Genomic DNA, 25,260 nt, shown 5'->3' with positions numbered 1-25,260 from the left:
AAGGACTAATTTATAGCCAATCGGAAGATAGCATATTGTTCTGCAGCATGCTAAATAGTTCTAAGAAATTCTTCACTGAATAATTGATGCATGCAACATAGAAAAAGTTTGACAAACATGCTTAATTTGCTCGGTAGTATGCGCTGCATTTACACTGCACCGAACTAATGATTTACCTTCAGGTGCAGCTGGAGGAAGAATCAGGTTGACGTAAATATTATTCTCCAACAAGCCGTTCCACAAGGCTAATGCCTGCTGTGGATTATCTAATATAGTTGCTACTACAGGCCCAGGTTCTGGACCAACTTGATAACCGACCATTTTTAGATGGGAATAGAGTTGCTGTGCGTTTCTCCAAAGCTGTTCACGTAATTTACTGCCATTACGGACCAATCTTAAAGCCGCACGTGTTGCTGCGATGGTAGCTGGCGAAGGTGAAGCTGTAAAAATATAAGGATGACTCACATAACGCAACTGATCAAGTTGTGGATGATTACTGACACAATAACCACCTATGCCACATAAACTTTTACTAAATGTACCTGTAATAAAATCAACTTCGCTGCTAAGTTTGGTCTTTTCAGCCAAACCTTGCCCAGTTTCACCTAAAACGCCAAGTGAATGTGCTTCATCAAGGAGCAAAGTACTATTATAAGTTTTTTTTAAGTTTATAATTTCAGCTAAAGGTGCTTGGTCACCGAGCATACTGTAGATACCTTCAGCAATAATGAGTGTATTTTTGCTACGATCGCCCAATCGTCGAAGACGTTTTTCTAAATCTACCATATCATTGTGCCGGAAGCGAATGATGTCGGCTCCACTTAGAATACATCCATCATAAATACTTGCATGAGAATCACCGTCAATAAGTGCTACATCACCTGCACCTATTAATCCTGAAATCGTTCCAAGATTAGCTTGATACCCTGTTGTAAAAACGATACATGATCGACATTGGTAAAATTCTGCAAACTCCATTTCAAGTGCACGATGTCCCGAATAATTTCCATTTGCCATTCGAGAACCGGTGGTCCCTGTCCCTTCAGTATCTATGGCTTCATGCGCTGCTTCTCGACATTCCGGGGCAAAGCTAAGCCCCAGATAATTATTGGTGCCAAGAAGCAGAATCCGACGCTCACCTATTCTTGCTTCTGTTGGAGAATAGATTTCTTCTATAGGTATTCCAAAAGCACTTAATCCAGTTGGTAATTGTGCTTTTCTAGCTGCGGCAGCTGTATCAAGTTTTTCTAATAAATTCATTTTGAATCAGACTTGATTTTGTAAATCAAATTAGCAAGATCACGCACAGTGAGCACATCTGTGAGTGCATTTAGCGGTATAGAAATATCAAAGTTATCTTCTAATTCCATAATAAGATTCAATAATTTTATGGAATCGATTGCCAATTGCGTAATAAGATTTGTCTCTGGCGTAATTTCCACTTCCGTATTTGTAAAGCTTGCTAAGCGTTGACATAATAAATGCAGAATCTCTTCTTGGCTCATTTCTACCATTGGTTAATTAAAAAACTCAGAGTTTAATCAATTGTGGCAATGTATCACAGAGACGATAATTAGGATACCAGCCCACTAGGGCTCGCTTCAGAGGTGCTATATCGCAAACCCAGTCGGGATGCTGTAATTCGCATATTTTTCCAGGAGTCAACATCGGTGAATAGCCTAATAATCGGGATATCCACAAATTAGCATTAGCAATTAATTGGAGCATTGATTCAGGCAACCTAATACATCTAACAGGTCTCCCTAAAATATCTTGTGCAATAGCCGCCACTAATCGATAGCTATAACCACCCGGTGTACCATCATCAATCTCAAAGGTTCCTCTAATAGGTTTATCAATGCTCAACCAGTAATGGATTGCTGCTACTAAATCATTAACATGCAACATTCCGAAACGATTAGTCAAATCACCGATTGATGGCAGTACTCCATAGTAAGTTGCCTTAAAGAGTGGTCGAAGCTCTTTATCACCGGGACCATATACAGCTGCAGGACGGAAGATCGTACAAGGTATATTGTCTAAATAATTATTAATTAGTTGCTCAGCTTTAAATTTACTAGCTGCATACCATGAGAGTTTTGATTCTCTTGCCGCCAGAGATGATATAAAAAGGAAACGAGGAGTTGAGTTTTGCTCAATGACTGCACGCAGTAGATTATCTGTACCCACTACGTTATTATGTAAAAAACTTTCTAAAGAGCTACCTCTTACCGCACCAGCACAATGTATAACTGCATATGCCCCTGTAACAAGTCGTTGTAACGACTTATAGTTATCCAGGTCTCCATGTACCCACTCTAGATTTTCTCGTTCTACAGATGAGAACTTCCGAGTTAATGCGCGAATTTTCCACTTATTTTCTAGTAGAGCATCAAGCAATGCTCGACCAATAAACCCAGTAGCGCCCGTTACTGCCACTACTTGTGACATCTAAGATTATCTGTCTCTAGACTGAACTACGGATATCTGATCAGTTATATTTGCACGTTGAAGAAACCCTTGACGTGCTGCAAAACGTGACAGTTTACCAGATGATGTTCTTGGCAGCGTGTGAGGCGGCACTAACTCAACCAGGCAGTTAACACCAAAAGCCATATAAACCATTTGTTGTAGTCGACTCATGAGTGATTGTCTTTCCTCCACTGAGGTTAAACGGCATTCAACAACTAATACGACGATTGTTGTATCATCAGATCCACTAATTCCAAAAGCTGATGCTTCGCGTGATCTTACTTCAGGTTGTTGTTCAGCAAGTTCTTCTATATCTTGAGCGCGAATATTTCGGCCGTTAACAATAATGACATCAGTGCGACGTCCCGTAATATACAAATCGCCTTCCAGAATAAATCCAATATCACCTGTATCAAGCCAGCCTCCTGGCTTTAGTGCTTTATTGGTTTCTTCATGGTTATTAAAGTACCCGGTCATAATGCTATCCCCCCGGACTAAAACACTTCCAACCATCATCTGAGGTAACTCTCCCCCATTATCATCAACAATTTTAACCGTATGCTCAGGAAGTGGTTGGCCACAATTGACAAACTCATTAAATTTTCTACCTTTTGCTTGTACCCGAACTGCCATTTTCTTTTCTACCAATGTTTTGGTATCGACTTGTATGCTTATCACACCCTGCTTAATCTTCGAAAAAGATACAGCAAGAGTAGATTCCGCCAAACCATAACAAGGTAAAAAGGCACGCTCATCAAAACCTGCTGCAGAAAATTTATCTGCAAAGTTTCTTAAAATATCTGGCCGAATCATTTCAGCCCCGATACCCGCTGCACGCCAACAGCTTAGATCAAGCTCCTTCAAATCTGACTCACGAACTCTTAATGCACAAAGTTTAAGGCCAAACGGCTGGCTAAAAGCAATAGTACATCGATTACGGCTAATCAATTTCAACCATTGCAGTGGTCTAATTGCAAAATCTCGTGTTGCCAGATAATCCACTGATAACTGTGCAGCCATTGGTGACAATACGAGACCTACCAAACCCATATCATGATAAAACGGAAGCCAAGAAGCACAACGATCACTTGCGCCCACTTCTAATCCGTTGCGTACTATCCCACGAAGATTACACATCAAAGCCCGTTCTGTTATAACGACTCCGCGGGGCATTCGTGTACTACCTGAAGTAAATTGTAAATAAGCAGTTTCTTCCGGAGAGTTGGGTTGAAAAGTCACTTCTATCTCTGGGAGCAAATCAAGTTGACTTGGTGTTCCGACCCATTGCAAATGATCAGTGCCTAAACCTTCAGCAGCTTCTTCAAGAAAACCAACAAAATCAAGATTAGCTATTGCAATACTTGCTTGACTACTTTCAAGCATACTGCGCAATTGTCGAACATATATTGCATGACTACCAAGGTTAACTGGTATTGGCATTGCAAAAGGAACGAGTCCTGCATAACGACATGCAAAAAACAACTCAATAAACTCAGGTGTTGTATCAGCAATTAGTGCTACACGATCTCCGCGCACCAACCCCAAACTAGATAAGCGACGAGCAGCCGTACGCGCGCGTTGTTTAAGTGCACTATAGGAAAGTACTGATCGTAGCCCCCCTTTTGCATCATAAAAATTATATCCTGTCGCTCCGTTTGCTGCATACTCCAACGCGTCAGTCAGCGTATCAAAATCTGCTAATCGCTGAGGCAGCGTATTAGCTGTAGGCGTCGCTGCCATTGACAATTTGTTTGAAGGCTGAGTATCAGATTCTTGCATTAGCGGACCCCCCAGCGTAATTATTGTCGAACTCAAGATCTTCCCCTCGAAGTAATGGTGCTGGTCATCTTATTCTAAAACCATTTTAACGCAATAATCCCCAAAGACATTCTTTATCAATGCGTTAGATAATCATCCATACGCTTCTATTTTTCGTTGCTTATAAAATACAACTGTCTCATATCCGTTGACGAAGGAGCTTATAGTAAGGGTGATTTTCCTGTCAAGGTTATATTAATTATGTGTTGTTTTATAACAACAGTCATATTATTGATTCCATTTCAATAAAATTTTAACTTTTAATCTAAATTTTATAATCATAAATTTGATGTATTAGTAATGCTACAATGATTAGTTATACTAGACTTCACTTTGCCACATTAAAAGTTATTCTTTCTTTAAGAAAATTAAAATAAGCAGAATCTTTAATTTGATCTAGAAACAAAGTTTGATAAAACAAATAAACAGGAAATTTTACAAATCAGCAGTGTCGGATTTTAAAGTGTCCACTGCAATAATTCACACTGAATCTGTTTAGCTTGCAAGACGATACTAAAGAATAGCAAATAGGTAGGCAATAATGTATTGGAATACAATCCATCCCTTAAATACTCGAAAAGGAATTGTTCTGAGTGTCGGAGTTGGATATCGTGGATGCAAAAATGGAATATTGCTCTGAGAGGAAAAAATAGATTAGATAAATATTGGGTATAACACGATACTGCTCTCTGATTCTTTATATCTGTAAAACCTGAACCTCAGCATTAATCAATTCAGTATTCACCAGCAAGTAGCCGAATTGATTTAACCGCCACAAGAGGCAACTGGAGGGAGATCAGTTTGGTGTTCAGAATGACGTAATGTGAAACTGGATCGCGTTTATCAATAATTTTGAGATATTTGTGATTTTAATCAACATCATGGATGCAAAATTATTGAAAGCTGCAATAAAATCGATTACCCTGAGCTGCCACGTTTTCCCTTTGCTGGAAACGATTCATTTTCTCACATTCCTCCAAGCTGTTAAAATCACTGCCACGGATTGTGATACAGCATATCAGATAGCTAACGACGAATAACCATAAGAAGCTAGCGAGTCCTGAATTTTCTTTTCCGGTATTTCTCCAAGCAGTATACTTGACATCACTCATGTACAGACAACTGCTATTTGGCTACGGTAATCCAGGTCGTGGCGATAACGCGCACTTAGTCCCAGTCTTATCGATCATGTTTCATTATTAAGACTCAGTCACGCTGAATGCCAAAGTATATGCAGCTTCAGATTGAGCATGTAACGGATGTGACTAAATGTGATCAGTTATTGTTTATCGATACAGACTTGTCATACAGAACCTTTTATTTGTTCCGAAGTAGTGGTAGAAAAAGACAGTAGTTACTCAATACATGCGCCATGACCCCATCCACTTTGTTACGCGTGTATCAGGAAGTGTATGGACTGACTACACCACAAACTTTTTGCTTCGGATTCGCGACCACCATTTTGGACTTGACGCTGCGTTAAGTATCAAAGCAAACGCCAATCTTGAGGTAGCAGTAAAGTTTGTCAGTCAATTATGTGAAATGGGCAATCTCAAAATCTGATGAAAGATTTCGTTCAATCCATCATTTCCTCAAATGAATAGACAAAGTTTCGCTTCGATAAGAGCATATTTGCCGATGAACTTCACGACATTGAGACGTAACTATTACTCGATATAGGCCTGGAAGCAGATCTTTCGTCTCTAATTCAAACTTAAAATAGCCTTACTCATCACTCATAAACAATTTATCCATTACTTCTGAGCCGTCAGACTGAAATACCCTAACATTCAACGAAACATCTGAAGTGGGCTGATCTTTATAATCAGCCCAGCCACTCAAAATCACCTTTTCTCCTAAAGAATATTCAGCTTTTGATTCCTGGAGAACAGGTTTAGAGATATGCGTTGCACCTAACTCAGGCATAAAACTGCCATATAAACTTGAAATCAGCAAAAATATCAGAAAACCTTTTATATTTATTCTCATGATCAGACTCTTTCTTATTTGATGTTTAAATGAGTAAATAAATAATTTTTTACTTAATACCGCACCCAATAAAAAATATCCTATATTTTTACTTTAACCTTGCATACGTATGATACATTGATTTTATATTAAGCTAATCCAATCATATAAAGTCCATTATCCATTAGGGTCTGTTGACATTTCACACAGGTAGCCACAGATACCCGCATGCCATGGCAACCATACTTTCATAATTTCTCTTTAGTTTGTCGTATCGTGTTGCCACTGCCCGATACTGTTTTAGTCGGGCAAAAGCATTTTCCACCAAATGTCGATATCTATACAAGCCCCAATCCATATCTGCGTTACCCTTCAACGAATTGCGCTTTCCTGGAATCACAGCCATGGCTCCCTTCTTTACTATCTGCTCACGTATACACTCACTGTCATATCCCTTATCCGCTACAATCGCTTGCGCATCAGGTAATCTGGCAATCAGCTGCGGTGCTACAGAACAGTCATTCACTTCTCCACCAGTAATCTCAAACTCAACTGGTAAACCACAACCATCAACCGCCAAATGAATCTTTGTGGTGTTACCCGCACGGCTTTTCCCGATGGCCTGCGGTTCTTGACCTCCTGCACCCGCACTATGCTGATGCGCTTTAATATAACTGCCGTCAATGAATTCCCACTTCCAATCCGCATCATCGATCAGTGCCTTGAAAACTCTGCTCCACTTGTTACTGGATGACCAAGCATTGAATCTCTTATAGATGGAATTCCAGCATCCAAACATCTCGGGTAAGTCTCGCCACGGACAACCAACCCGCATTCGGTATAGCATACCTTCTACTGTCATGCGCAAATTGCGCTTGTTATAAATCGCTTCTTGAAGCAGAATTTTCTCCAGCTTCGACCAGAACTCATCGTTGAGCATCAATCGGGGCATCGCAAACTCGTTTTATTGGTGGCGTGAGAACACCTCAATATTACGAGTTTGCTTCTATTTATGAAATACTTATCTCAAAACGTCAACAGACCCTAGGTATACCTAATATCTATCGAAATTCTTTATTTATTTCAATCAAGGCTTGCATTTCACTGCATAAGCAAATCAAGAAAATTTTTCCTTCCCACAAAAACTATCGCAAGCTAATAATTGGCCATCCATTTCGTTGTGCATACCCTTCAAGTGTGGCATCAGGATCAACAGCAACAGGATGCGTCACTTTCTTCAGAAGCGGCAAATCATTCAGTGAATCACTGTAAAACCAGCTTTCCAGAAAAGAGAGCCAAGTGAGATTATGCTTATCCAACCATTGCTCCAATCGCGTGATTTTCCCTTCCCTGAAGCTGGGTATTCCTGATATTCGGCCTGTGAATTGACCGTCTTTCTGTTCCGGCTCGGTTGCAATTAGATGATCAATACCTAATATCCGCGCAATTGGGGCAGTTACAAAACTGTTGGTTGCTGTGATGATGATGCATAAATTACGTTCAAGTTTGTGCTTGGCAATCAAATCATGCGTACCAGGCGCAATTAGTGGTACGATTCTTTTTTGAATGAATTCACCGCGCCATGCATCAAGCTGCTCTCGTGGGTGACGTGCTAATGGCTTTAGCTGAAAATCGAGAAATTCATGAATATCGAGTGTGCCCGCTTTGTATTGCTCATAAAACTCGATGTTGCGCGCTTCATACACTTCACGATCGAGCACTTTCTGTTCAATTAGAAATTGTGCCCATTGAAAATCACTATCCCCAGCAAGAAGAGTATTATCTAGATCAAATAAAGCCAACTTCATGAGGCAACCTGTAATAATTCGCGCAATAAAGGAAGTGTTATTTGCCGTTGCTTGGCAAGAGAATAACGATCCAATGCATCAATTACTCTGATCAGAGCAGGTAAATTGCGCTGCTCATGCTGCAGCAAATAATCGCAAATCTCATGAGGCAGCTCAAATCCGCAGCTGATTGCATGACTTTTCATAGCTTCTCTTTTTTCCTCATCGTTTAATTCATGTATCTGATAAACCAATCCCCAGGCAAGACGCGTAACTAAATCTTGCCGTAAAGTCAGTCGCGCAGGGGATACTTCACCACTTACCAAAAACAATGCATCTCCTTCCTCTCGTACTTGGTTATAAAAATTAAATAATCTGATTTGTGCAGCTGATCCCAATCGCTCTACATTATCAATCGCCATGCAGCGAATAGAAACCGCATCAAATGCAAATTCACTATTAATTTCGCATGAAACATAAATTGCTTTGAGTCGCTGTTGAACAAACGCCTCAACCACCGCCTGCAACAAATGGCTTTTACCACATCCAGAATTACCCCATACGTAAATAAAACGCTCTGGATTCTGATTTGTTAAAGTATTTTTAAGTACTTGCAGCAATTCAAGATTACGTCCTGGAATAAAGTTCTCCAGTGTGGGAGGCTGTGGTGACGAAATATCAAGTAATAGCTGCTTCATGGACTCATGCCGGAATCATTTCAGGAACAATCCTGCATCATTTACTTATCGACACAATCATCAATATCTATTTCAGGGCAAACTAACCGTTCTAGGCTTGCTGTTCCCAACTTTTGGTAAACGTACAGTCAATACACCATTCTTGTAATTAGCCTCTGCTCTGTCAATATCCACATCGCGTGGCAACGGAATCGATCGTTGAAAAGCTCCATAAGCACGTTCCATGATATGGTAAGTACTATCATGGGTAACCCTTTCGAAGCGTTTTTCTCCGCTTAAATAGAGTCTATTTCCATCAATGGTAATTTGCCAATCTTCTTTCTCAATACCAGGCGCCTCCATGCGCACAATGATTTCCTTATCTGTTTCCTCTACCTCTCCTGCTAGTAAACTCCATCGCGGAAGAACGGGCAGTTGACTTTCACCTTCTGCGGCCACCTCATCTTTACCGCGGCCAAAATGGGTTAACGCTTCTCCACCCCGGCTAAGCAATTCGCGCCAACCTTCAGAGAGATTCTCCCATGCGCGACCCAATTCACGACCAATGTTTTTCCCTGCCTCTTTTAATGACTCCAACATAATTGCTCTCCTATTTCATCATTAAAAAATACATTAATCATTATGTTATAAACAATGATACCATCAGCGTGACCAATGCACTCGCAGCAAGTTCTCTTCCGGATTATAGTGAAACTCAAGCTCGCCCTGGAAAGAATGATGAATCGCTTCACCCATCCCACGAACAAGATGGATATCTGTGGTAGTAATTAACGTGGAATCAGGTTCTTCTTCAATCTCCATGATACGCTTAAGAGGGTGTTCTGCGCGCTCGTGCTTTTCCTCATTGTGCACTAGATGCATGATTTCATCGCGATGCGCTAAAAAAAACGGTCCTTCCAGAGTCAAAAAACCCGCAGGATAGTGATCATGGATACGATGACAAGCTGGGCAAATTTGTTGATGTGCATTAGCTGGTGCGGGCAACCACTGCCAGCGTCCCTGATGGAAGACCGCATTACATTCCGGGCACAAGGTCGGTTCATGTAACTTACCTCTGGCCTTATAAGCATCGTGCACTTTCTCCTGAAGAATACCATCGTGACGAGTAATTATATGATAACCCAGAGGAATTTTAGAATACCCTTTAGAATGACTCATAGCACATGCCTCCTTTAATAAATATGAAATATAAGTGTCATGACTTGATTTAATAAGGCATAAGGTAAGGCACAAGGTTCAATATAGATCATAATTGCTTATTAAGTGATCAAAACTACGAATCCCGCATTCTCAAGTCTCATATCCTACCTCTCTTTTAAATGATTAACCAGATTGTTGTTATAAAACTGACTGCCGCTATTTATTTAAGCGTATGATTTGAGTAACAGACCAAAAAGGAGGAGAGGAAAATGTTTCGTGATCGTAATGAAGCAGCCGTCTTATTGGCAAAGAAATTGAATCCGTATCATGGTCAACGCCCATTAGTGCTTGCGATTCCACGTGGTGCAGTGCCAATGGCAAAAATTATTGCCGATATGCTAGATGGCGATATGGATATCGTGCTTGTACGTAAATTACGCGCCCCTGACAACCCAGAATTTGCAATTGGCGCAATAGATGAAACAGGTTGGACATATCTTGCTGAATATGCCCATCAAGTGGTAGGCGATTCAACTTATATTGAACAAGAGAAAGCCATCCAACTCGAAGTCATGCGTGAACGGCGTAATAGCTACACACCGATTCGCCCACCTCTTGATCCCAAAGGACGCATCGTCATCGTGGTAGATGATGGTTTAGCAACCGGATCCACTATGATTGCTGCCCTGCATGCCTTGCGCGCTAAACATCCACAAAAATTGATATGTGCCGTACCTGTTGCACCACCCGAAACTTTGGCTAAAGTTACACCTTATGCTGATGAGATGGTTTGCCTTCAGGTGCCAGAACTATTTTACTCAGTAGGGCAATTTTACCAGTCCTTTCCCCAAGTTAGTGATGAGGAAGTGGTTGCGCTATTGAGAAAAAACGACGAGTAATTATTTCGAAATACTAAAATACCGAATAAACCAGTCTGCTGCATGGCGCGCAACCTGTTCCAGCGTGCCAGGTTCCTCAAATAAATGGGTTGCTCCTGGAATCAAGGTAAACTGCTTTTCGCAATTCAATAGTGAATAGGCTTGTTGATTTAATTCAATCACGCCGTAATCTGCTCCACCAACAAGTAGCAAAGTAGGAGCATTAACTTCTCTTAGGGCTTGCTCACCAGCGAGATCAGGGCGCCCACCGCGCGACACGACAGCAGTAATTTTATTCCCCAATTTTGCGGCTGCCTGCAGTGCAGCGGCAGCGCCTGTGCTGGCACCAAAATATCCTACTCGCAATGATTGCGTCTTCGGTTCACTTTTCAACCATGATGTTGCGGCAAGCAAACGTCGTGTAAGTAATTCGATATCAAAGCGTGTTGCATAATCCCGATCTTCTTCTTGGGTCAGCAGATCAAATAATAGCGTGCCCACACCATGATCCTGCAGCACTTTGGCTACATAGGTATTACGTGGACTAAAGCGACTACTGCCACTGCCATGCGCAAATAACACTACACCCGCTGCAGAAGGCGGTAACACCAATTCGCCACCTAGTTGGGCAGCGCCATCCTGAATAAACACTGCACTCATACTAACCTCCTATAGCAACTGGAATACGCCGCCTGCCGAATGTCTCGGCATATTCACCAAAACGCCCGGCAATAGCGGCACTGCAATCAGGACAATGTCCGTTGGGAGTGAGACGATAGTGAGCAATTTCATACCAGCCACGCTCAATCAAGGTCACACCACATGATGGGCAAAAGGTGGTATCTCCCTCTTCATTATGCACATTTCCCGTATAAACGTACTTGAGTCCTGCCGTGTGGGCAATTTTACGCGCCCGAATAAGAGTACTGGTTGGAGTACTTGGTATATTAATCATTTTGTAGTCGGGATGAAATGCCGTGAAGTGTATCGGCACCTCCACACCAAGTTCTCTAGCCACCCATTCACTAAGGGCCTGCAATTCTTCTGTAGAATCATTGAGCCCAGGGATTAATAATGTTGTTAGCTCAAGCCATACCTGAGTTTCGTGCTTGAGATATTTCAGGGTCTGGAGCACCGGCTGCAAGTGCGAACCGGTTTGCTTGACATAAAATTCCTCGGTAAATGCTTTTAGATCGACATTGGCGGCATCTATTTTAGTGAAGAAATTGCGTCGAGGTTCAGCATGGATATAACCAGCAGTGACTGCCACGGTCTTAATATTTCGCTCATGACACGCATCGGCCACATCCATGGCATATTCTGCAAAAATGACTGGGTCGTTATAGGTAAACGCAACACTTTTACAGCCCAAATGCTCGGCTGTTCGCGCAATGGCTTCTGGGCTTGCCTGATCAGCAAGTTTATCGAAGCTACGTGATTTGGAAATATCCCAGTTCTGACAAAATTTACAGGCAAGATTGCAACCTGCAGTACCAAACGACAATATGCTGCTGCCTGGATAAAAGTGATTCAGCGGTTTTTTCTCGATGGGATCTACACAGAAACCCGAAGAACGACCATAGGTCGTCAGCACCATCTCATCGCCTAGCCGGCCACGTACAAAGCACGCGCCACGCTGCCCTTCATGCAATTTACAATCACGTGGACACAAGTCACATTGGATACGTCCATCACTCAACCAATGCCAATATTTAGCAGGATATCGTTCTGCACTACTAATCGGTTCATCCATTTGGGTATTCCTCTACATTATCAATTTCACGCCATTTGATTACAGTGTAACGAGACAGCTTGACCCCTTCTGCCCAAAAATCTGCAGGTAGCCCTGCTTTCCGCTTCAACAAAGCCAGAAATTGAAGAGGTTGCGAAAGCTCCTCCCATACTTGGGGTAAAAAAGTACTGCGATAGTAACCATATTCAAACACGATGCCATCTATTCCTGGCCGCAGCTGCGCCAGCGCATCCGCTTCATCCTGGACTGCCATCGCCAGCCTCGGTGATAGCAATGAAATTTCGATATGAATATCCTCAAACTCAGCAGCACGCAAAGGTACAAAACGCGGATCATGTAAAGCAGCAGACACCGCATTACTTTTGACATCCATTAATAATGATCGTTGCGCCTCAAGTGAGCCGATACAACCACGCAACCCCCCATCCTGCATTAACGTAACAAAACACGCGCTCAACTCTTGCAACCAAGGTGCATGCTCATCGCTCTTAGACCGATAAGGAATATTCAAAGCGCGCGCAATCGCAGACCGTCCAATCGATAACAATTCTTTTCCTTGATTAGGTAGCATACTCAATGCTCCCTGAAGTTGAATGGGGCAATGTAAAAGCGAATGCACCATAACCCACTACCTGCCCGCGTTGACCAGCGGTATCACCCGAGTTGCGTAAATCCAGCAAATGCGGAGTCAAGTGATATTTGCGTGCAGCCAGCATTAAACCATTAATGGGTGTCGCACCGCAGGCATGTTCATGATCGATGAATTGGTGTAATTCAAGAATGGACGAGACGGTCTTGCGATCTTCACGTTGTGCGACAGCATATGGCAGATAGTGCGAAAGATCAGAGCTGACAATAATCAAGGTTTCCTCACTCCCCCACAAATCATCCAACACTTCAGCCACTTCCTCAGCCGAGGCCATTCCCACCACCAAAGGCAAAATCGAAAAATCCGTTAAAGTACTTTGCAAAAATGGCAATTGCACTTCCAATGAATGCTCCAGCGCGTGCGCTTGCGGACTAACCGTTACCTGGGGTAAATGTATGATGTCAGTGATGGCGGCTGTATCGATCATCATCCGACCCAGAGGTGTGGTAAAAGCATCTACATTAGGCAATGCCAAACCACGTACCGCAACACGATGCGCGGGACCTAGCAAGATGACACGCCGAATGCACTCAGCAAAGGAGCAAAGTGTTCCATACGCTGACGCTGCAATCGCACCCGAATAGATATAGCCTGCATGCGGCACAATCAATGCTTTGACTATTGATTTATGCGTCTGGACAGTACTCAACAATTGCTCGATATTCTTAGCCAGTCTCTGCGAATCGGCTGGATAAAATAGCCCTGCCACAGCAGGGGAACGGACGGTAACCATGGAAAATTTCTCTAAATTAGATAACCACCAACATAAGCGGTAATCTCTGTAAAATCAAGGAGATATTAATTAGAACCAAGTCATTGCGGGATAAAAATAATAAAACCAATCAAGATTGCATCGTATCCAAATATTGCTTATGCAAATGCCTGAGCCATACCAGTAATACAGCACTGATCGGCAGCGCTAACAAAATACCGATGAATCCGAATAACTGACCAAAGGCAAGTAATGCAAAAATCACCATGATTGGATGCAGACCAATGCGCTCACCCACTAACCAAGGTGTAATTAACAAACTTTCAAGTAATTGACCTATACCGAATACGAACCAAACTGTAACTACACCGCTCCATTCCTGAAATTGCATCACTGCGGCGAATGTCGCAAGTGCTAAACCTACGATTGCACCCAGATAAGGTACAAATACCAAAATTCCCGCCAAGAGTCCAATTGGTATAGCAAATTCTAGCCCAACCATCCATAAACCCGTCACGTAAAAACCGCTCATCAGGATAATGACTGCAATCTGACCACGCAAGAACTCTGCCAGCACACGATCAGTTTCATACACAAGCGGATACAGCTGTTTTCGCCAGGCTGGTGGGATCCATTCATTGACCTGGGAAATTAAGGAATTCCAATCACGGAGCAGGTAAAACAACACAACCGGCGTAAGCAGTAAGCTCATTAAAAAATCCAACACTGCCATGCCACCACTCGTTAGTGAAGGCAACATCTTAGCAGCAACACCCCCAGCACTCTTCCAGTGCTCTGCCAAGGCTTGTCTGAGCATGGCCACATCTAGTTGCAGATTGATTCCCAACGTTGTCTTCAACCACGGGATCCATTGCTCCTTAACGATTTCAAGGTAATCTGGGGCACGATCAACCAACCGCATGATCTCCTTCTCAAACAATGGCACCATAACCAAAATCAAGGCAATAAATGCACCTAGTGATAGGAGCATAACCAGTACCGTTCCCAAAGTTCGGGAAATTCTTCTGATTAATAACCAGGAAACGAAAGGATTACAGATATAGGCAATAACTGCAGCCAATATAAAAGGCGTTAGTATTGGGCTTAGGAGATAAATCAACGCTCCAAGCACTCCGATCAAAATAATCCACCAAAGAGAATGTTGATCTTCAGAGTGTTTAGTGTTCATTTGCGGTAAAATTACATTTTACTAAAATGTGTCACTCTATCTGCAACCAAGTGAGAACTCAACTTGACTTCATTTAATTCCCAAGATCCTAAATTAGATCAGCTATCCTATCGCGACGCCGGTGTAAACATTGATGCAGGCAATCTTCTGGTTGAGAAGATCAAACCTTTTGCTCAACGCACATGGCGTCCGGAAATACTCGCCGGAATCGGAGGTTTCGGTGCACTCTTTGAAATCCCCCGGAAATACCGTAATCCTGTATTAGTATCGGGAACTGATGGTGTGGGCACCAAATTAAAACTTGCTTTTCAGTTTAACCAGCACGACGGCATTGGAATTGATTTGGTTGCCATGAGTGTCAACGATATTCTCGTGCAAGGTGCAGAACCTCTGTTCTTTTTGGATTATTTTGCTTGTGGCAGACTAGACGTGGATACTGCCGCCCGGGTTGTTCAAAGTATTGCAGCAGGTTGCGAGCAAGCTGGATGTGCTTTAATTGGTGGTGAGACAGCTGAAATGCCCGGCATGTACCCAGAAGGCGAATACGATCTGGCCGGTTTTGCTGTGGGGATCGTAGAGAAAGATAACATTATTAATGGATCTTCCATTACGGAAAACGATGTCATTCTCGGAATCACTTCCAATGGTGTGCATTCCAATGGCTTTTCATTGATCCGCAAAATTATCGAAAAACATTCTATTGATTTGAGCACCAAGTTTGGGGATGGCACTCTGATAGAAGCCATCATGACACCAACCCGTATCTATGTAAAACCTGTACTAGAGCTCATCAGGCGATTGCCGGTAAAAGGTATAGCCCATATCACCGGCGGGGGGTTATTAGAAAATATTCCACGCATTCTGCCTATGGGAACAATGGCCTATGTTCACAAAGAATCTTGGAAAATTCCTCCCTTATTTGATTTGCTACAACAGCAAGGCAACGTTGCCGATGAAGAAATGTTCCGGGTTTTCAATTGCGGCATAGGAATGGTTCTGGTGGTTGCGCCTGAGTATGCTGATGAGGCAATAGCCATTTTACATACCCACGGAGAAACGGTCTGGCAAATCGGTCATATCAAGCAACGTTATGCTAATGAACCAGCTATTGTAATTGCTTGATCAGTAATACCTCATGAAATCCCTGGTTATTCTTATTTCTGGCAGGGGTAGCAACATGCAGGTGCTACTCGATGCAAAACTCCCGACTAAAGCCATTACCGTAATCAGTAATAATCCGGCTGCAGCAGGATTAGGAATTGCTAGATCGCGCCATATCGAAACACATGTGGTAGATCATCGCGCTTATCCCAATCGTGAAACATTTGATGCTGCACTCGCAGAAAAAATTGATACCTGCCAACCCGATTTAGTGGCACTTGCTGGCTTCATGCGCATTCTTGGTGACAGTTTTGTTAGTCGTTATCAGAATCGATTAATCAATGTTCACCCCTCTTTATTACCTGCTTTCTCCGGTTTGAATACACACGCACGCGCACTAAAAGAAGGTGTAAAAATCCATGGGTGTACGGTACACTTTGTTACCTCTCAACTCGATCATGGCCCCATTATTATTCAAGCTGCGGTACCCGTGCTGCCAGAAGATACCACTGAAACCTTGGCTGCGCGGGTTCTCCAACAGGAGCATTTGATTTACCCGCAAGCTGTGCGCTGGTTTTTGGAAGATCGACTTATGCTCACAAATGATTGTGTAAAAATTCGGGCAGCAACTATAAAACAACGTGTTTTATATTCACCCCATTTAGATCAATGAAAATTAGATCAATGAAAATTTGCTTCAAACGCATTGATAGTTCCGAAATAAAATCTTGGTGAATCTTTAATCAGTGTGTTACACCAATTGTAAAAAAACTCAATACTCTCATAGGTCAATCAGAAGCGCCGACGAATCTTTTCTCTTTAATAATTAATCATGCGCCCAACGCTTGCTCAACTTGATATGGCGATAGCAGCCATACGTACTATATTACCGCTGGAATCTCCCGCTGATACCCTGCTGCGCCTGTTTTTCCGTGATCATCCAATATTAGGTCAGAATGATCGAGCCGTAGTTGCAGAGATTGTGTACGGTATTTTACGTCATAGATTTTTCCTGGAATACCTGGCGGAGAAAGCAACCCCCCGCGCCCTGCTTCTAGCTTACCTCGTCAAATTTGAAGGCATGAATTTGCGCGAACTAGCCACCTTCATCAATGAAGCTGAAGCTAAATGGCTCACGCACATTAAAGCAGTTAAGTTAGTCTCACAGCCTCTTGCTATTCAAGCAGAATTTCCTGAATGGTTAATGGAAAAGTTACAAAAATTTTTATCTGATACTGAGATTCTTAGCCTAGGTCAGGCACTTCAGCATCCAGCTCCTTTAGATTTGCGCGTTAATACACTGCTTGCAAAACGTCACGAGGTACTTAATATATTAAATCAGGAAGGTATTAAGGCACACGCTACACCCTACTCACCTATCGGTATTCGTCTAACGGGTAAACCTGCCATTAATCGAGATCCACTGTTTCTCTCTGGCAAAATAGAAGTACAGGATGAAAGCAGTCAGATTCTAGGCTACCTGCTGGCACCTCGACGCGGTGAAATGGTTGTTGATTTTTGTGCAGGTGCTGGTGGAAAAGCACTGATGCTGGGAGCGCTCATGCATTCCCAGGGCCGTATTTATGCTTTCGATGTCTCTGAGAAGCGGCTCAATAATCTGAAGCCACGACTTAAGCGCTCTTGTTTGTCCAATTTGCATCCTCAACGTATTAACAGTGAAAATGACGTCAGGATAAAACGTCTGCACGGAAAAATAGATCGAGTACTTGTTGATGTACCCTGCAGTGGGTTAGGAACTTTACGCCGCAACCCGGATTTGAAATGGCGACAAACACCACAGAGTATCGAAGAATTAAAACACAAACAAGCGGCCATTCTTTCTTCTGCTGCCAATTTACTTAAACCAGGTGGTAGACTGGTTTACGCTACCTGCAGCCTTCTGCCCGAAGAGAATCAAGAAATTGTAGAACGCTTTCTTTCTGACAATCCTCATTTCGCTCGATTAAATTGTGCGGATCTACTGGCGCAACAAAAAATACCGCTTGATACAGGGGAATATTTGCAACTATCACCCGCACTTCACCAAACTGATGGCTTCTTTGCTGCAGTTCTGGAGCGAAAAAATTAACCTGATTTACTTACTTCTTTGTCAGAATAAGGAGATATCTAATTCCATTTCTAAATCAAACACGATGCTAAGGCGAGTCGCAGACAGCATAAATAATGCGGTAAGGAGAAGCGATAAAGTTAGGTTTGATTTAGAAATGGAATAATTTATTGACGACTACTATCAAACTTCAAGTGACTGAAGATTTCATCCTCAGCAGATGGCTTGCCAATATGATAGCCTTGCACAAAATCAACGTCCATTTTTTCCAGCAGTATAAGTACCTCCTCATTCTCAACAAATTCAGCAGTAATTTTCTTACCAAACCCCCTTGCCACGCTACATAAGGCTCTAACCAGTATTTGATCAGCAGGACTACTTGCTAGATTCCGAACAAATGAACCATCTATCTTCACAGCATCTACAGGCAACTCTCTCAAATAGTAAAAAGATGAAAAACCAACACCAAAATCATCCAGTACAAAGCCGCAGCCAAGTTCCTTAATTTCTCGAAGTAGATTTCGCGTTCCAGGCAAATTATCCAAGGCTGCGGTCTCTGTTATTTCAAACATCAAAAGAGTGGGGTCGACACCATGAAACATGAGTTCCTTTCTGATCACTGGGAGTAATTCCGGATCGTTGAAAGCATGGGCGGACAAGTTGATTGACAAGCGAATTCGATTACCCGATTTATTGATCTTGGCTGCTTGTGCAATGGCCTTGCGCAATACCATATGATCAATCTCATGGATTAGACCGGTATGTTCCGCAGCAGCAATGAAAGCCGCAGGCGAATGAATTGTGCCGTCCTTATCGCGCATACGCAACAATACTTCATAATGGGTGATTGTTCTATCACGTAGCGACATAATCGGCTGGAAATAGAGCAAATACTTATCATATAAATTGGCATACTCGATTTTTTCTTTCCAATGTACGAGGGTGTACATTCGTTCCCTTGTTTGATCGTCATTGGAAAAAAGATGCCAAGTTCCCCGTCCTTTTTCCTTGGCCTGATACATAGCAAGATCGGCTGCGGCCAATAAATCATGCACAGAATTACCATGCTCTGGGAAAAGGGCTATCCCGATACTTGCTGCAATTTTGTGTGTTCTACCATTTACGGTCAACTGAGTTTCACTTAAGCGAAATAGAATTTTCTTTGCGACTTCAATAGCTCCACTTGCCGTAATTTCTGGCAGGATAACTGCAAACTCGTCTCCTCCCAAACGCCCCGTAACATCTGCTGCCCGGATTGTATGAGACAGCATATCGGCAACTTTCTTGAGTAACGAATCACCTGCTTGATGCCCGCTGGTATCGTTAATATACTTAAACCGATCGAGATCAAAAAATAACAATGCACCCGAATGTTGGTATCTCTCCGCCCAAATGATCATCCGCTCGAGCTCTTCACTGAAACGGCGCCGATTGTATAGGTTTGTCAATGGATCATGATTGGCCAGCCATGCCAAATGACCCTCAACACGCTTGTATTCTGTAATATCCAGGCCAACCGAGAGTACTGATGAATCTTCTTCAGATTTCCACGACAATCGGGAATGCAACCAAACAATATGTCTTTTGGAATCATCATTACATAAAGTAATAGTCTCATGCCTCAATTGTTCACGTTGACCGTGACATACCTGTTCTAAATACTCGTTAAGATTATATTGCTCTTCGTCAGGCAACAGTAACTCAAGAAAAGTTTTACCTCGAATCTCTTCTTCAGTATAACGCATCAGCATTTCACCATATGCGTTCAACATCATTATCCTGCCTTTAACATTCTGGGTCAGCACGATGACCTGCGCTGTATCAAGCAAATTTGCAATAAAATCTTTCTCTTTACTTAATTCATCCCGTTGCTGTACCAGTAGCTTGGTACGATAAACGACTTTATCCTCCAGCTTTTCAAGCTTATGAGATAGTGTTACTGTCGCTTCATAAAGAAGATCAATTTCATCCTTTAGCCATTGCTTCCTACCAACGGAGGAAAGCGTGGCGCGGAAAATTCCAAAGCTTCCCCCTGCTAAAAGCGGCAAGGAAAATACAATATGCTTAAGCTGTGAAAGTGGCTTAGAAAGAATGGCAAATAATAACATTCCTGAAAATATTAAACCAATTAAACCAATGATGACGATACGCCAAATAGAATCACGAATTGCTTCAATGGTGGCTGTGATATCAGTAATGACGACCAAATGGGCCTGATCCATCACGCCTATCCCTTGTAATGGGAGGAGCTTTATGCGCTGATAGCGTTTATTCCATTCAATTTGGATTCCTTGCTTGAGGGTTACAAGATCCGGATACTCTTTTACCGTTTGATAAAGAATGTGAAGATTATTATCTCTATTGGTCAATGCTGCCAAGTGTATCTCCCACTCAGGAAACCATACATCATTATGAGTGATCTTGTATTTTTTTTCTTTCAAAAATAAACCAATATCAGACCCAAATGTTCGCCTAAAACCCAAAAAAACATCAGTCAGTGAAGCACCGATAACGATTGTTCCCGCACGAACACCTTCTACCAGAAGTGGCTCGATCGTATACTGAATACAAGTTTCTGTGCATATTAATGGATTAGCCGGTTGTTCATACAAATTGACTTTACGAACATGCTCCAAAATAAGCGTATCTCGATACATATCCGCCTCGAAACTGTCCCAGCCTACCAAGAGGCGATCAGATTGATCATAAAATCTTACCGCTTCAATTCCACTCTGAAGCTGTAATAATAACCAGTGATGTTCGAATGCATCTACAATTTGCTGAATATTTTGTGTAGATAAGGCTACATCCATGCCTTTCAGAAAAGGAATCATCCCGATCAGTTGATGCGAGCTATGTGAGGTTTGCTCAATTAACTTTCCGACTTCGCGGACATAACGCTGATATTGCAGATCACTTTGTTGATCAATATTATCGATAAGGCTCTTATAGTTCATGATGCTGAATATCGTTACCACTATCAGCAATATCACGCTGCTGAATAACAAAATTTTCCATTTCAAACTAACAAATTTGGATGATGCACGATCAGCGAATCTAGCAAGCTGAGTCGTTTTTCCAAAGATACTTTGTTTCATTCAGATTTCTGCTTAAAAACGGTAAGAAGCTTGAACTGCAAAAAGATTCCAATGTTGGTCCGTAAAAGCAGGATTTGGATTATCCAACGTAGAAAGCCAGCCTGTGCCATTTACGCGATGATACTCTGCACGTAACATAATCGAGGGAGTAATACTCCAGCGTAGACCTACGGTCCAATCCTTGGCAAACCGGCTACGAGCAGGGCGTCCGGTTTCAGCATGAAAGTCATTACCATCACGATCTTTTCTATCTGCATAATAAACATCATAGCGCAATACAGCCTCCCACGCTGAATTAAACCGATAAATACCCTGGAAATAATAGCTTTCGCCGGTAAAATTCGTATTGGGAAGAACATGAAAATTTCTCAATTCGATATGCCGTAATGCATATTCCGAGGTGAGGCTCCAATGCTCAGCATTGTATTGTGCAGAAAAAATCAGGGGCAAAAATTCTATTGAACCTGCACTCAATCGATCATTTACTCCTGGATGATATCCCACGTTGACCTGCGCACCACTTACTCCGAAACGCAATCGCCCTCCATCTCGCTCATAAATTATACGCCCTATATATGATAATTTCGGCGTGAGTTTTCCCGGCTGATTTCTCATTAAGATAGCTGCTTCAGTACTTTTATCGTCGACTTGTGGAAAAACCACACCGAATTGAGCAGTTATATCTCCCCAATCATTACGTGATTCACCATATAATTGCACACCATCTGAAGCCAATGCTAAATTCCGCGCACGATCAAAGTAGATCGATTGTGGCAATAAAATACTTGGCCGGGTAAAAGGGACATCACGGGTATCATTATAAAAACCAAACGGATTCTTGGTCCGCCCTAAACGTACCCCAAGATCCTTAGTCTCGCTCGTTATGACAGCATAATCTAGAAAGCCATAATCAATGCGAATTCCACCCTTACTAGCTTGGCCTGTTTGGCGAGATAGCAGTTGCATTGAGAATTGGAGATTTGTTAATGGTCTGTGCGATGCATTTACCCCAATCTCTCTAAAATCGAAGCTACCTTTATCACTGCTACTATTGCCAAACACATTATTTTTTGTGTCTGTTGTCTTAATGTAACCTTGACTCAGGAAGCCATGAACCTGAAGGCCATTCAAATTTTTTTGATCTGACGCATTAATCCAGGAGGAATGCAGTACCATTAATAGCATCCCAGCTCGTATTAAGTAACCTTTCAAAATACCTGGTCTATTTAACATGAAGAATCTGGACGCTGTCATCTATATCTACTCTCTTTAAATAACCGATAGCGCCCGATGTATTGGCAATCCGCGCGCGCATTTCTTCTTCAGAATTTACTAGAAAGGGCGCTTGACCTGTCCCTGAAAAGATAAGACGATCCCAAGCTGAACGTAATTGATATGGAAAGATATTGAGTTTTTCTTTGGCAAAAAATTGATGCAACGGCGCATCGTCGGGCAGCACGAATACTCTGATAGGGGAACCATCCTGCCATGCTCTAAGACGCATGCCAAAAATAGCACGTAATGAGTTTCTGGAAAGATTCCGTACAAGCACACTGGGATGAACAATTACTTCAACAGAATCACTGGCTTGTGAAGTATTTGCAACGGCTAACACACTGATTAACAAAAGTAGCGAAAGCAAACAACACAAATAATCAGTGAGGCGTACCACCATGCTGAAAACGTTCTAGCAGGTCTCTATGCTTATATCAGTATTTGGACACTCTGCTGGTGCCCGCATATTGACTTGAAATGTTCAAGATTTGCTGGCCAGATTCTGCCATTATCAGTCACTAACTCCCAAACATCTCGATGATTTGCGTACATCCTTTCCAGCACATCTAGCAAACAAACATAGTATGGACGGCGCAAACCATGGTAACTCACAAATGGACCGATAGGTTCAAGCTGCATGCCATAAAAGCCCAATAACCTATTTAAGGCGGGATTCATTGCAGAAAACCAGTGGTAAATATTGTATCTGGCACACATCTGAATAACACCAACAGCCAGCCCTAACATAGGATGAGGAAAACGCCTGCGTTCTTTTTCAAAGTTTTCCATTGCAATCTGGTCAGTTAAAGAATAGGAATCATCTTTTCGCCTGAAAAAGTTACTCAGAATAGCAAATCTAGAAATCTCGACTGTTTGCTTTCTTGGCACATTCATGTTTGCATCTATTGGGTAGAATTGCGTATGCAATTCGAGAGGAAACTTTTGATCAGCATCTATAGAGAAAATCAAACGTAAAGTCCCCACAAAGGTGTTGGAAGGTTTATGCTTTAATAATAAATGCAAAGAACGATTGTCATATTCATCAATTTCCAATTCGTCAGGATAACTTGATGCATCGATATCTGGGTATTTATTATCAATACATAAAATCCGATATCTTAAATTAAATACCTGCTTTAATAATACTGGATCATCGGCAATCACAATTTGAAAATACTCATGAAACGCTGCAGCAATATCATTCATGACAATTCTTATCAAGCAAGTTAATCAAATATTTGATAAATAATTAGCTAAATTTATTTTAATAGTTAACATCAGATTCAAATCAATGAATTAATTCTGAATTTACTTTGTTTTCAATATAATCAATATTTATTAAAAAGCCTAAGCATTATCAATAAAAAGCTTCAATCTAGTTATATTTTTCAGGATTAAGAGAAATAAAAAATAAAGGCGATAATTTTAGTTAGATTTATATACACGTTGATGAAACTTTATACTTAATATTATTTACAATAAATTAATTTGTCGCAAAAATACGACGAAATAATATATTTATTTAAAATAAAATGGAATGATAAAAAAGGGGCTGTAGTAGATCAGCTTAAATTTGAGTCCAATATTTCAGTATTTTTAGTTGTTGTTTAGGTGTTCCATAATTAAACCTAAATTCACATTCCTTAAGAAATAATGGAAATGATCTTTTAGGAATGTGATTGTATTTTCTTAAAACGCGTTTAGCCTGATTCCAAAAGTTTTCGATGCCGTTGATGTGATTCTTACCTTGGGAAAATAATGTGGAGTGGTTAATCCGTTCATGGTAAAAATGATTCACATCAAGTGCACTGTAACTACGGTAACAGTCTGTATAAACCACGCTGTCAGGTGCTATTTTTCTAATAATCAGTGGCATCAGTGTTTCTGTCCTGGTATCTCCAACAACCTTCGTATATACCTTGCCACCGCGCTTCAATATACCAAACACCGCAACCTTGCCAGAAGCCCCGCGACCACGTATTGCCCTTGCGAATACCACCAAAGTAGCTTTCATCTAATTCCACTACACCATCAAAGATTTCGTGGGATTCTTGCTCCAAATGATAAACAATTACTTCGCGTATTTTGCGATAGAATAGTGCTGCACTATTAGGTTGAATTCCGAGTATATCTGCTGCTGATCTCGCTGTAACTTCCAACACAAAATATTCCAGTAACCTGAATTGTGTTTTCTTTAATAATCTACAATGACTTATCTTTATTCAATTAGCTTATCAACTAAGCTAATCTACTACAGCCCTAAAAAAAATATATATAAAATATAAGGTAATAGTAATTAATTAACATAAAGGCGGATTGGCACGCTAATTTATATTTTTATTTATACCAATATTCCAACATTATTAACTGAATATTTGATCAGGATGCAAGGTGATGGTGAGGCAATTTGCGAGCAAATTACAAACCCTGTACCAAGCCAGTATCTGAAACTATTGACACAAAATGAAGGTAGAAAGAGCCATAAATCTTCCTCAGCACCTGCAAAGACCAACGACACAAATTGAATTTGCATAAATTTATCCAGAGCGTTTGTTTATTTGTTTTTGCATGAATCGGTTATAACACTGCCAAAAGTCGAAAACACATTCTAAATTTAGCTATGACAATGTGCAGTATCCGATTTGGATGTAAGG

23 protein-coding genes and 1 pseudogene are annotated in these 25,260 nt (G+C 41.6%); 4 read left to right on the top strand and 20 right to left on the bottom strand.

Annotated elements, in window-relative coordinates; all coding sequences use genetic code 11:
- Window positions 1-72: 72 nt before the first annotated feature.
- The 10 genes from BLV54_RS03395 to BLV54_RS03345 form a co-directional block, all read right to left on the bottom strand.
- Complete coding sequence (locus BLV54_RS03395; protein WP_090567792.1) at window positions 73-1,260, bottom strand: serine palmitoyltransferase; 1,188 nt, start codon at window positions 1,258-1,260, stop codon at window positions 73-75.
- Window positions 1,257-1,505, bottom strand: coding sequence for an acyl carrier protein (locus tag BLV54_RS03390; protein WP_256329080.1), 249 nt, complete (start codon window positions 1,503-1,505; stop codon window positions 1,257-1,259). Before BLV54_RS03390 ends, BLV54_RS03395 begins: the two co-directional genes overlap by 4 nt.
- A 25-nt stretch (window positions 1,506-1,530) precedes the next feature.
- On the bottom strand, window positions 1,531-2,451 hold the full coding sequence (locus tag BLV54_RS03385; RefSeq protein ID WP_090567788.1) for an NAD-dependent epimerase/dehydratase family protein: 921 nt from the start codon (window positions 2,449-2,451) through the stop codon (window positions 1,531-1,533).
- Between the two features lie 6 nt (window positions 2,452-2,457).
- Window positions 2,458-4,287, bottom strand: coding sequence for a fatty acyl-AMP ligase (locus BLV54_RS03380; protein ID WP_090567785.1), 1,830 nt, complete (start codon window positions 4,285-4,287; stop codon window positions 2,458-2,460).
- A 1,728-nt stretch (window positions 4,288-6,015) separates the two neighbouring features.
- Complete coding sequence (locus tag BLV54_RS03370) at window positions 6,016-6,279, bottom strand: hypothetical protein (RefSeq protein ID WP_090567779.1); 264 nt, start codon at window positions 6,277-6,279, stop codon at window positions 6,016-6,018.
- Between the two features lie 181 nt (window positions 6,280-6,460).
- Entirely contained in the window at window positions 6,461-7,210 is a 750-nt protein-coding gene (locus BLV54_RS03365; RefSeq protein WP_090567777.1) for an IS5 family transposase, read from the bottom strand.
- A gap of 193 nt (window positions 7,211-7,403) precedes the next feature.
- Window positions 7,404-8,066: a histidinol-phosphatase gene (locus BLV54_RS03360; RefSeq protein WP_090567773.1), complete on the bottom strand. Its 663-nt coding sequence runs from the start codon at window positions 8,064-8,066 to the stop codon at window positions 7,404-7,406.
- Window positions 8,063-8,743, bottom strand: coding sequence for a DnaA regulatory inactivator Hda (gene hda / locus BLV54_RS03355; RefSeq protein WP_090567770.1), 681 nt, complete (start codon window positions 8,741-8,743; stop codon window positions 8,063-8,065). The genes BLV54_RS03360 and hda overlap by 4 nt, the downstream gene beginning before the upstream one ends.
- A 72-nt stretch (window positions 8,744-8,815) precedes the next feature.
- On the bottom strand, window positions 8,816-9,322 hold the full coding sequence (locus BLV54_RS03350) for an Hsp20/alpha crystallin family protein (RefSeq protein WP_090567769.1): 507 nt from the start codon (window positions 9,320-9,322) through the stop codon (window positions 8,816-8,818).
- A gap of 63 nt (window positions 9,323-9,385) precedes the next feature.
- Complete coding sequence (locus BLV54_RS03345; RefSeq protein ID WP_090567766.1) at window positions 9,386-9,901, bottom strand: BCAM0308 family protein; 516 nt, start codon at window positions 9,899-9,901, stop codon at window positions 9,386-9,388.
- A gap of 251 nt (window positions 9,902-10,152) precedes the next feature.
- Here BLV54_RS03345 and BLV54_RS03340 point away from each other — a divergent pair, with 251 nt between their 5' ends.
- Window positions 10,153-10,782 (top strand): phosphoribosyltransferase, encoded by a 630-nt coding sequence (locus tag BLV54_RS03340; RefSeq protein ID WP_090567763.1) that lies wholly within the window; start codon window positions 10,153-10,155, stop codon window positions 10,780-10,782.
- Here the strand turns inward: BLV54_RS03340 and BLV54_RS03335 are convergent, their stop codons facing one another.
- From BLV54_RS03335 to BLV54_RS03315, 5 genes are all read right to left on the bottom strand, one after another.
- Window positions 10,783-11,421: a dienelactone hydrolase family protein gene (locus BLV54_RS03335; RefSeq protein ID WP_090567760.1), complete on the bottom strand. Its 639-nt coding sequence runs from the start codon at window positions 11,419-11,421 to the stop codon at window positions 10,783-10,785.
- 1 nt (window position 11,422) lies between these two features.
- Complete coding sequence (amrS, locus tag BLV54_RS03330) at window positions 11,423-12,514, bottom strand: AmmeMemoRadiSam system radical SAM enzyme (RefSeq protein WP_090567758.1); 1,092 nt, start codon at window positions 12,512-12,514, stop codon at window positions 11,423-11,425.
- Complete coding sequence (amrA, locus tag BLV54_RS03325; RefSeq protein ID WP_090567756.1) at window positions 12,507-13,085, bottom strand: AmmeMemoRadiSam system protein A; 579 nt, start codon at window positions 13,083-13,085, stop codon at window positions 12,507-12,509. Before amrA ends, amrS begins: the two co-directional genes overlap by 8 nt.
- The gene (amrB, locus tag BLV54_RS03320) at window positions 13,075-13,896 is read right to left on the bottom strand and encodes an AmmeMemoRadiSam system protein B (RefSeq protein WP_090567752.1); all 822 of its coding nucleotides are present in this window, start codon (window positions 13,894-13,896) and stop codon (window positions 13,075-13,077) included. The genes amrA and amrB overlap by 11 nt, the downstream gene beginning before the upstream one ends.
- A 109-nt stretch (window positions 13,897-14,005) precedes the next feature.
- A complete protein-coding gene (locus tag BLV54_RS03315; RefSeq protein ID WP_090567749.1) occupies window positions 14,006-15,064 on the bottom strand; it encodes an AI-2E family transporter in 1,059 nt (352 codons plus the stop codon).
- A gap of 63 nt (window positions 15,065-15,127) precedes the next feature.
- Here BLV54_RS03315 and purM point away from each other — a divergent pair, with 63 nt between their 5' ends.
- From purM to BLV54_RS03300, 3 genes are all read left to right on the top strand, one after another.
- The gene (purM, locus tag BLV54_RS03310; RefSeq protein ID WP_090567746.1) at window positions 15,128-16,186 is read left to right on the top strand and encodes a phosphoribosylformylglycinamidine cyclo-ligase; all 1,059 of its coding nucleotides are present in this window, start codon (window positions 15,128-15,130) and stop codon (window positions 16,184-16,186) included.
- A 13-nt stretch (window positions 16,187-16,199) separates the two neighbouring features.
- On the top strand, window positions 16,200-16,838 hold the full coding sequence (purN, locus tag BLV54_RS03305; RefSeq protein ID WP_090567743.1) for a phosphoribosylglycinamide formyltransferase: 639 nt from the start codon (window positions 16,200-16,202) through the stop codon (window positions 16,836-16,838).
- A gap of 159 nt (window positions 16,839-16,997) precedes the next feature.
- On the top strand, window positions 16,998-18,254 hold the full coding sequence (locus BLV54_RS03300) for an RsmB/NOP family class I SAM-dependent RNA methyltransferase (RefSeq protein WP_090567741.1): 1,257 nt from the start codon (window positions 16,998-17,000) through the stop codon (window positions 18,252-18,254).
- Window positions 18,255-18,400: 146 nt separating this feature from the next.
- On the opposite strand, the gene BLV54_RS03295 is transcribed toward BLV54_RS03300, so the two are convergent.
- From BLV54_RS03295 to BLV54_RS03275, 5 genes and pseudogenes are all read right to left on the bottom strand, one after another.
- Window positions 18,401-21,331 (bottom strand): bifunctional diguanylate cyclase/phosphodiesterase, encoded by a 2,931-nt coding sequence (locus BLV54_RS03295; protein ID WP_090567738.1) that lies wholly within the window; start codon window positions 21,329-21,331, stop codon window positions 18,401-18,403.
- Between the two features lie 12 nt (window positions 21,332-21,343).
- Window positions 21,344-22,507 carry a hypothetical protein gene (locus tag BLV54_RS03290; RefSeq protein WP_090567864.1) on the bottom strand — a complete coding sequence of 388 codons (1,164 nt, stop codon included), beginning with the start codon at window positions 22,505-22,507 and terminating at the stop codon, window positions 21,344-21,346.
- 46 nt (window positions 22,508-22,553) lie between these two features.
- Complete coding sequence (locus tag BLV54_RS03285; protein ID WP_218132305.1) at window positions 22,554-23,006, bottom strand: type 2 periplasmic-binding domain-containing protein; 453 nt, start codon at window positions 23,004-23,006, stop codon at window positions 22,554-22,556.
- A 29-nt stretch (window positions 23,007-23,035) separates the two neighbouring features.
- The gene (locus tag BLV54_RS03280; protein ID WP_090567736.1) at window positions 23,036-23,812 is read right to left on the bottom strand and encodes a PEP-CTERM/exosortase system-associated acyltransferase; all 777 of its coding nucleotides are present in this window, start codon (window positions 23,810-23,812) and stop codon (window positions 23,036-23,038) included.
- Window positions 23,813-24,173: 361 nt separating this feature from the next.
- Window positions 24,174-24,828, bottom strand: a pseudogene (locus BLV54_RS03275) (IS1595 family transposase).
- Window positions 24,829-25,260 lie beyond the last annotated feature (432 nt).

It is taken from the genome of Nitrosomonas sp. Nm33, from assembly GCF_900107265.1.
Taxonomy (GTDB): domain Bacteria; phylum Pseudomonadota; class Gammaproteobacteria; order Burkholderiales; family Nitrosomonadaceae; genus Nitrosomonas.
This window is presented reverse-complemented; position numbering and strand designations above follow the sequence as displayed.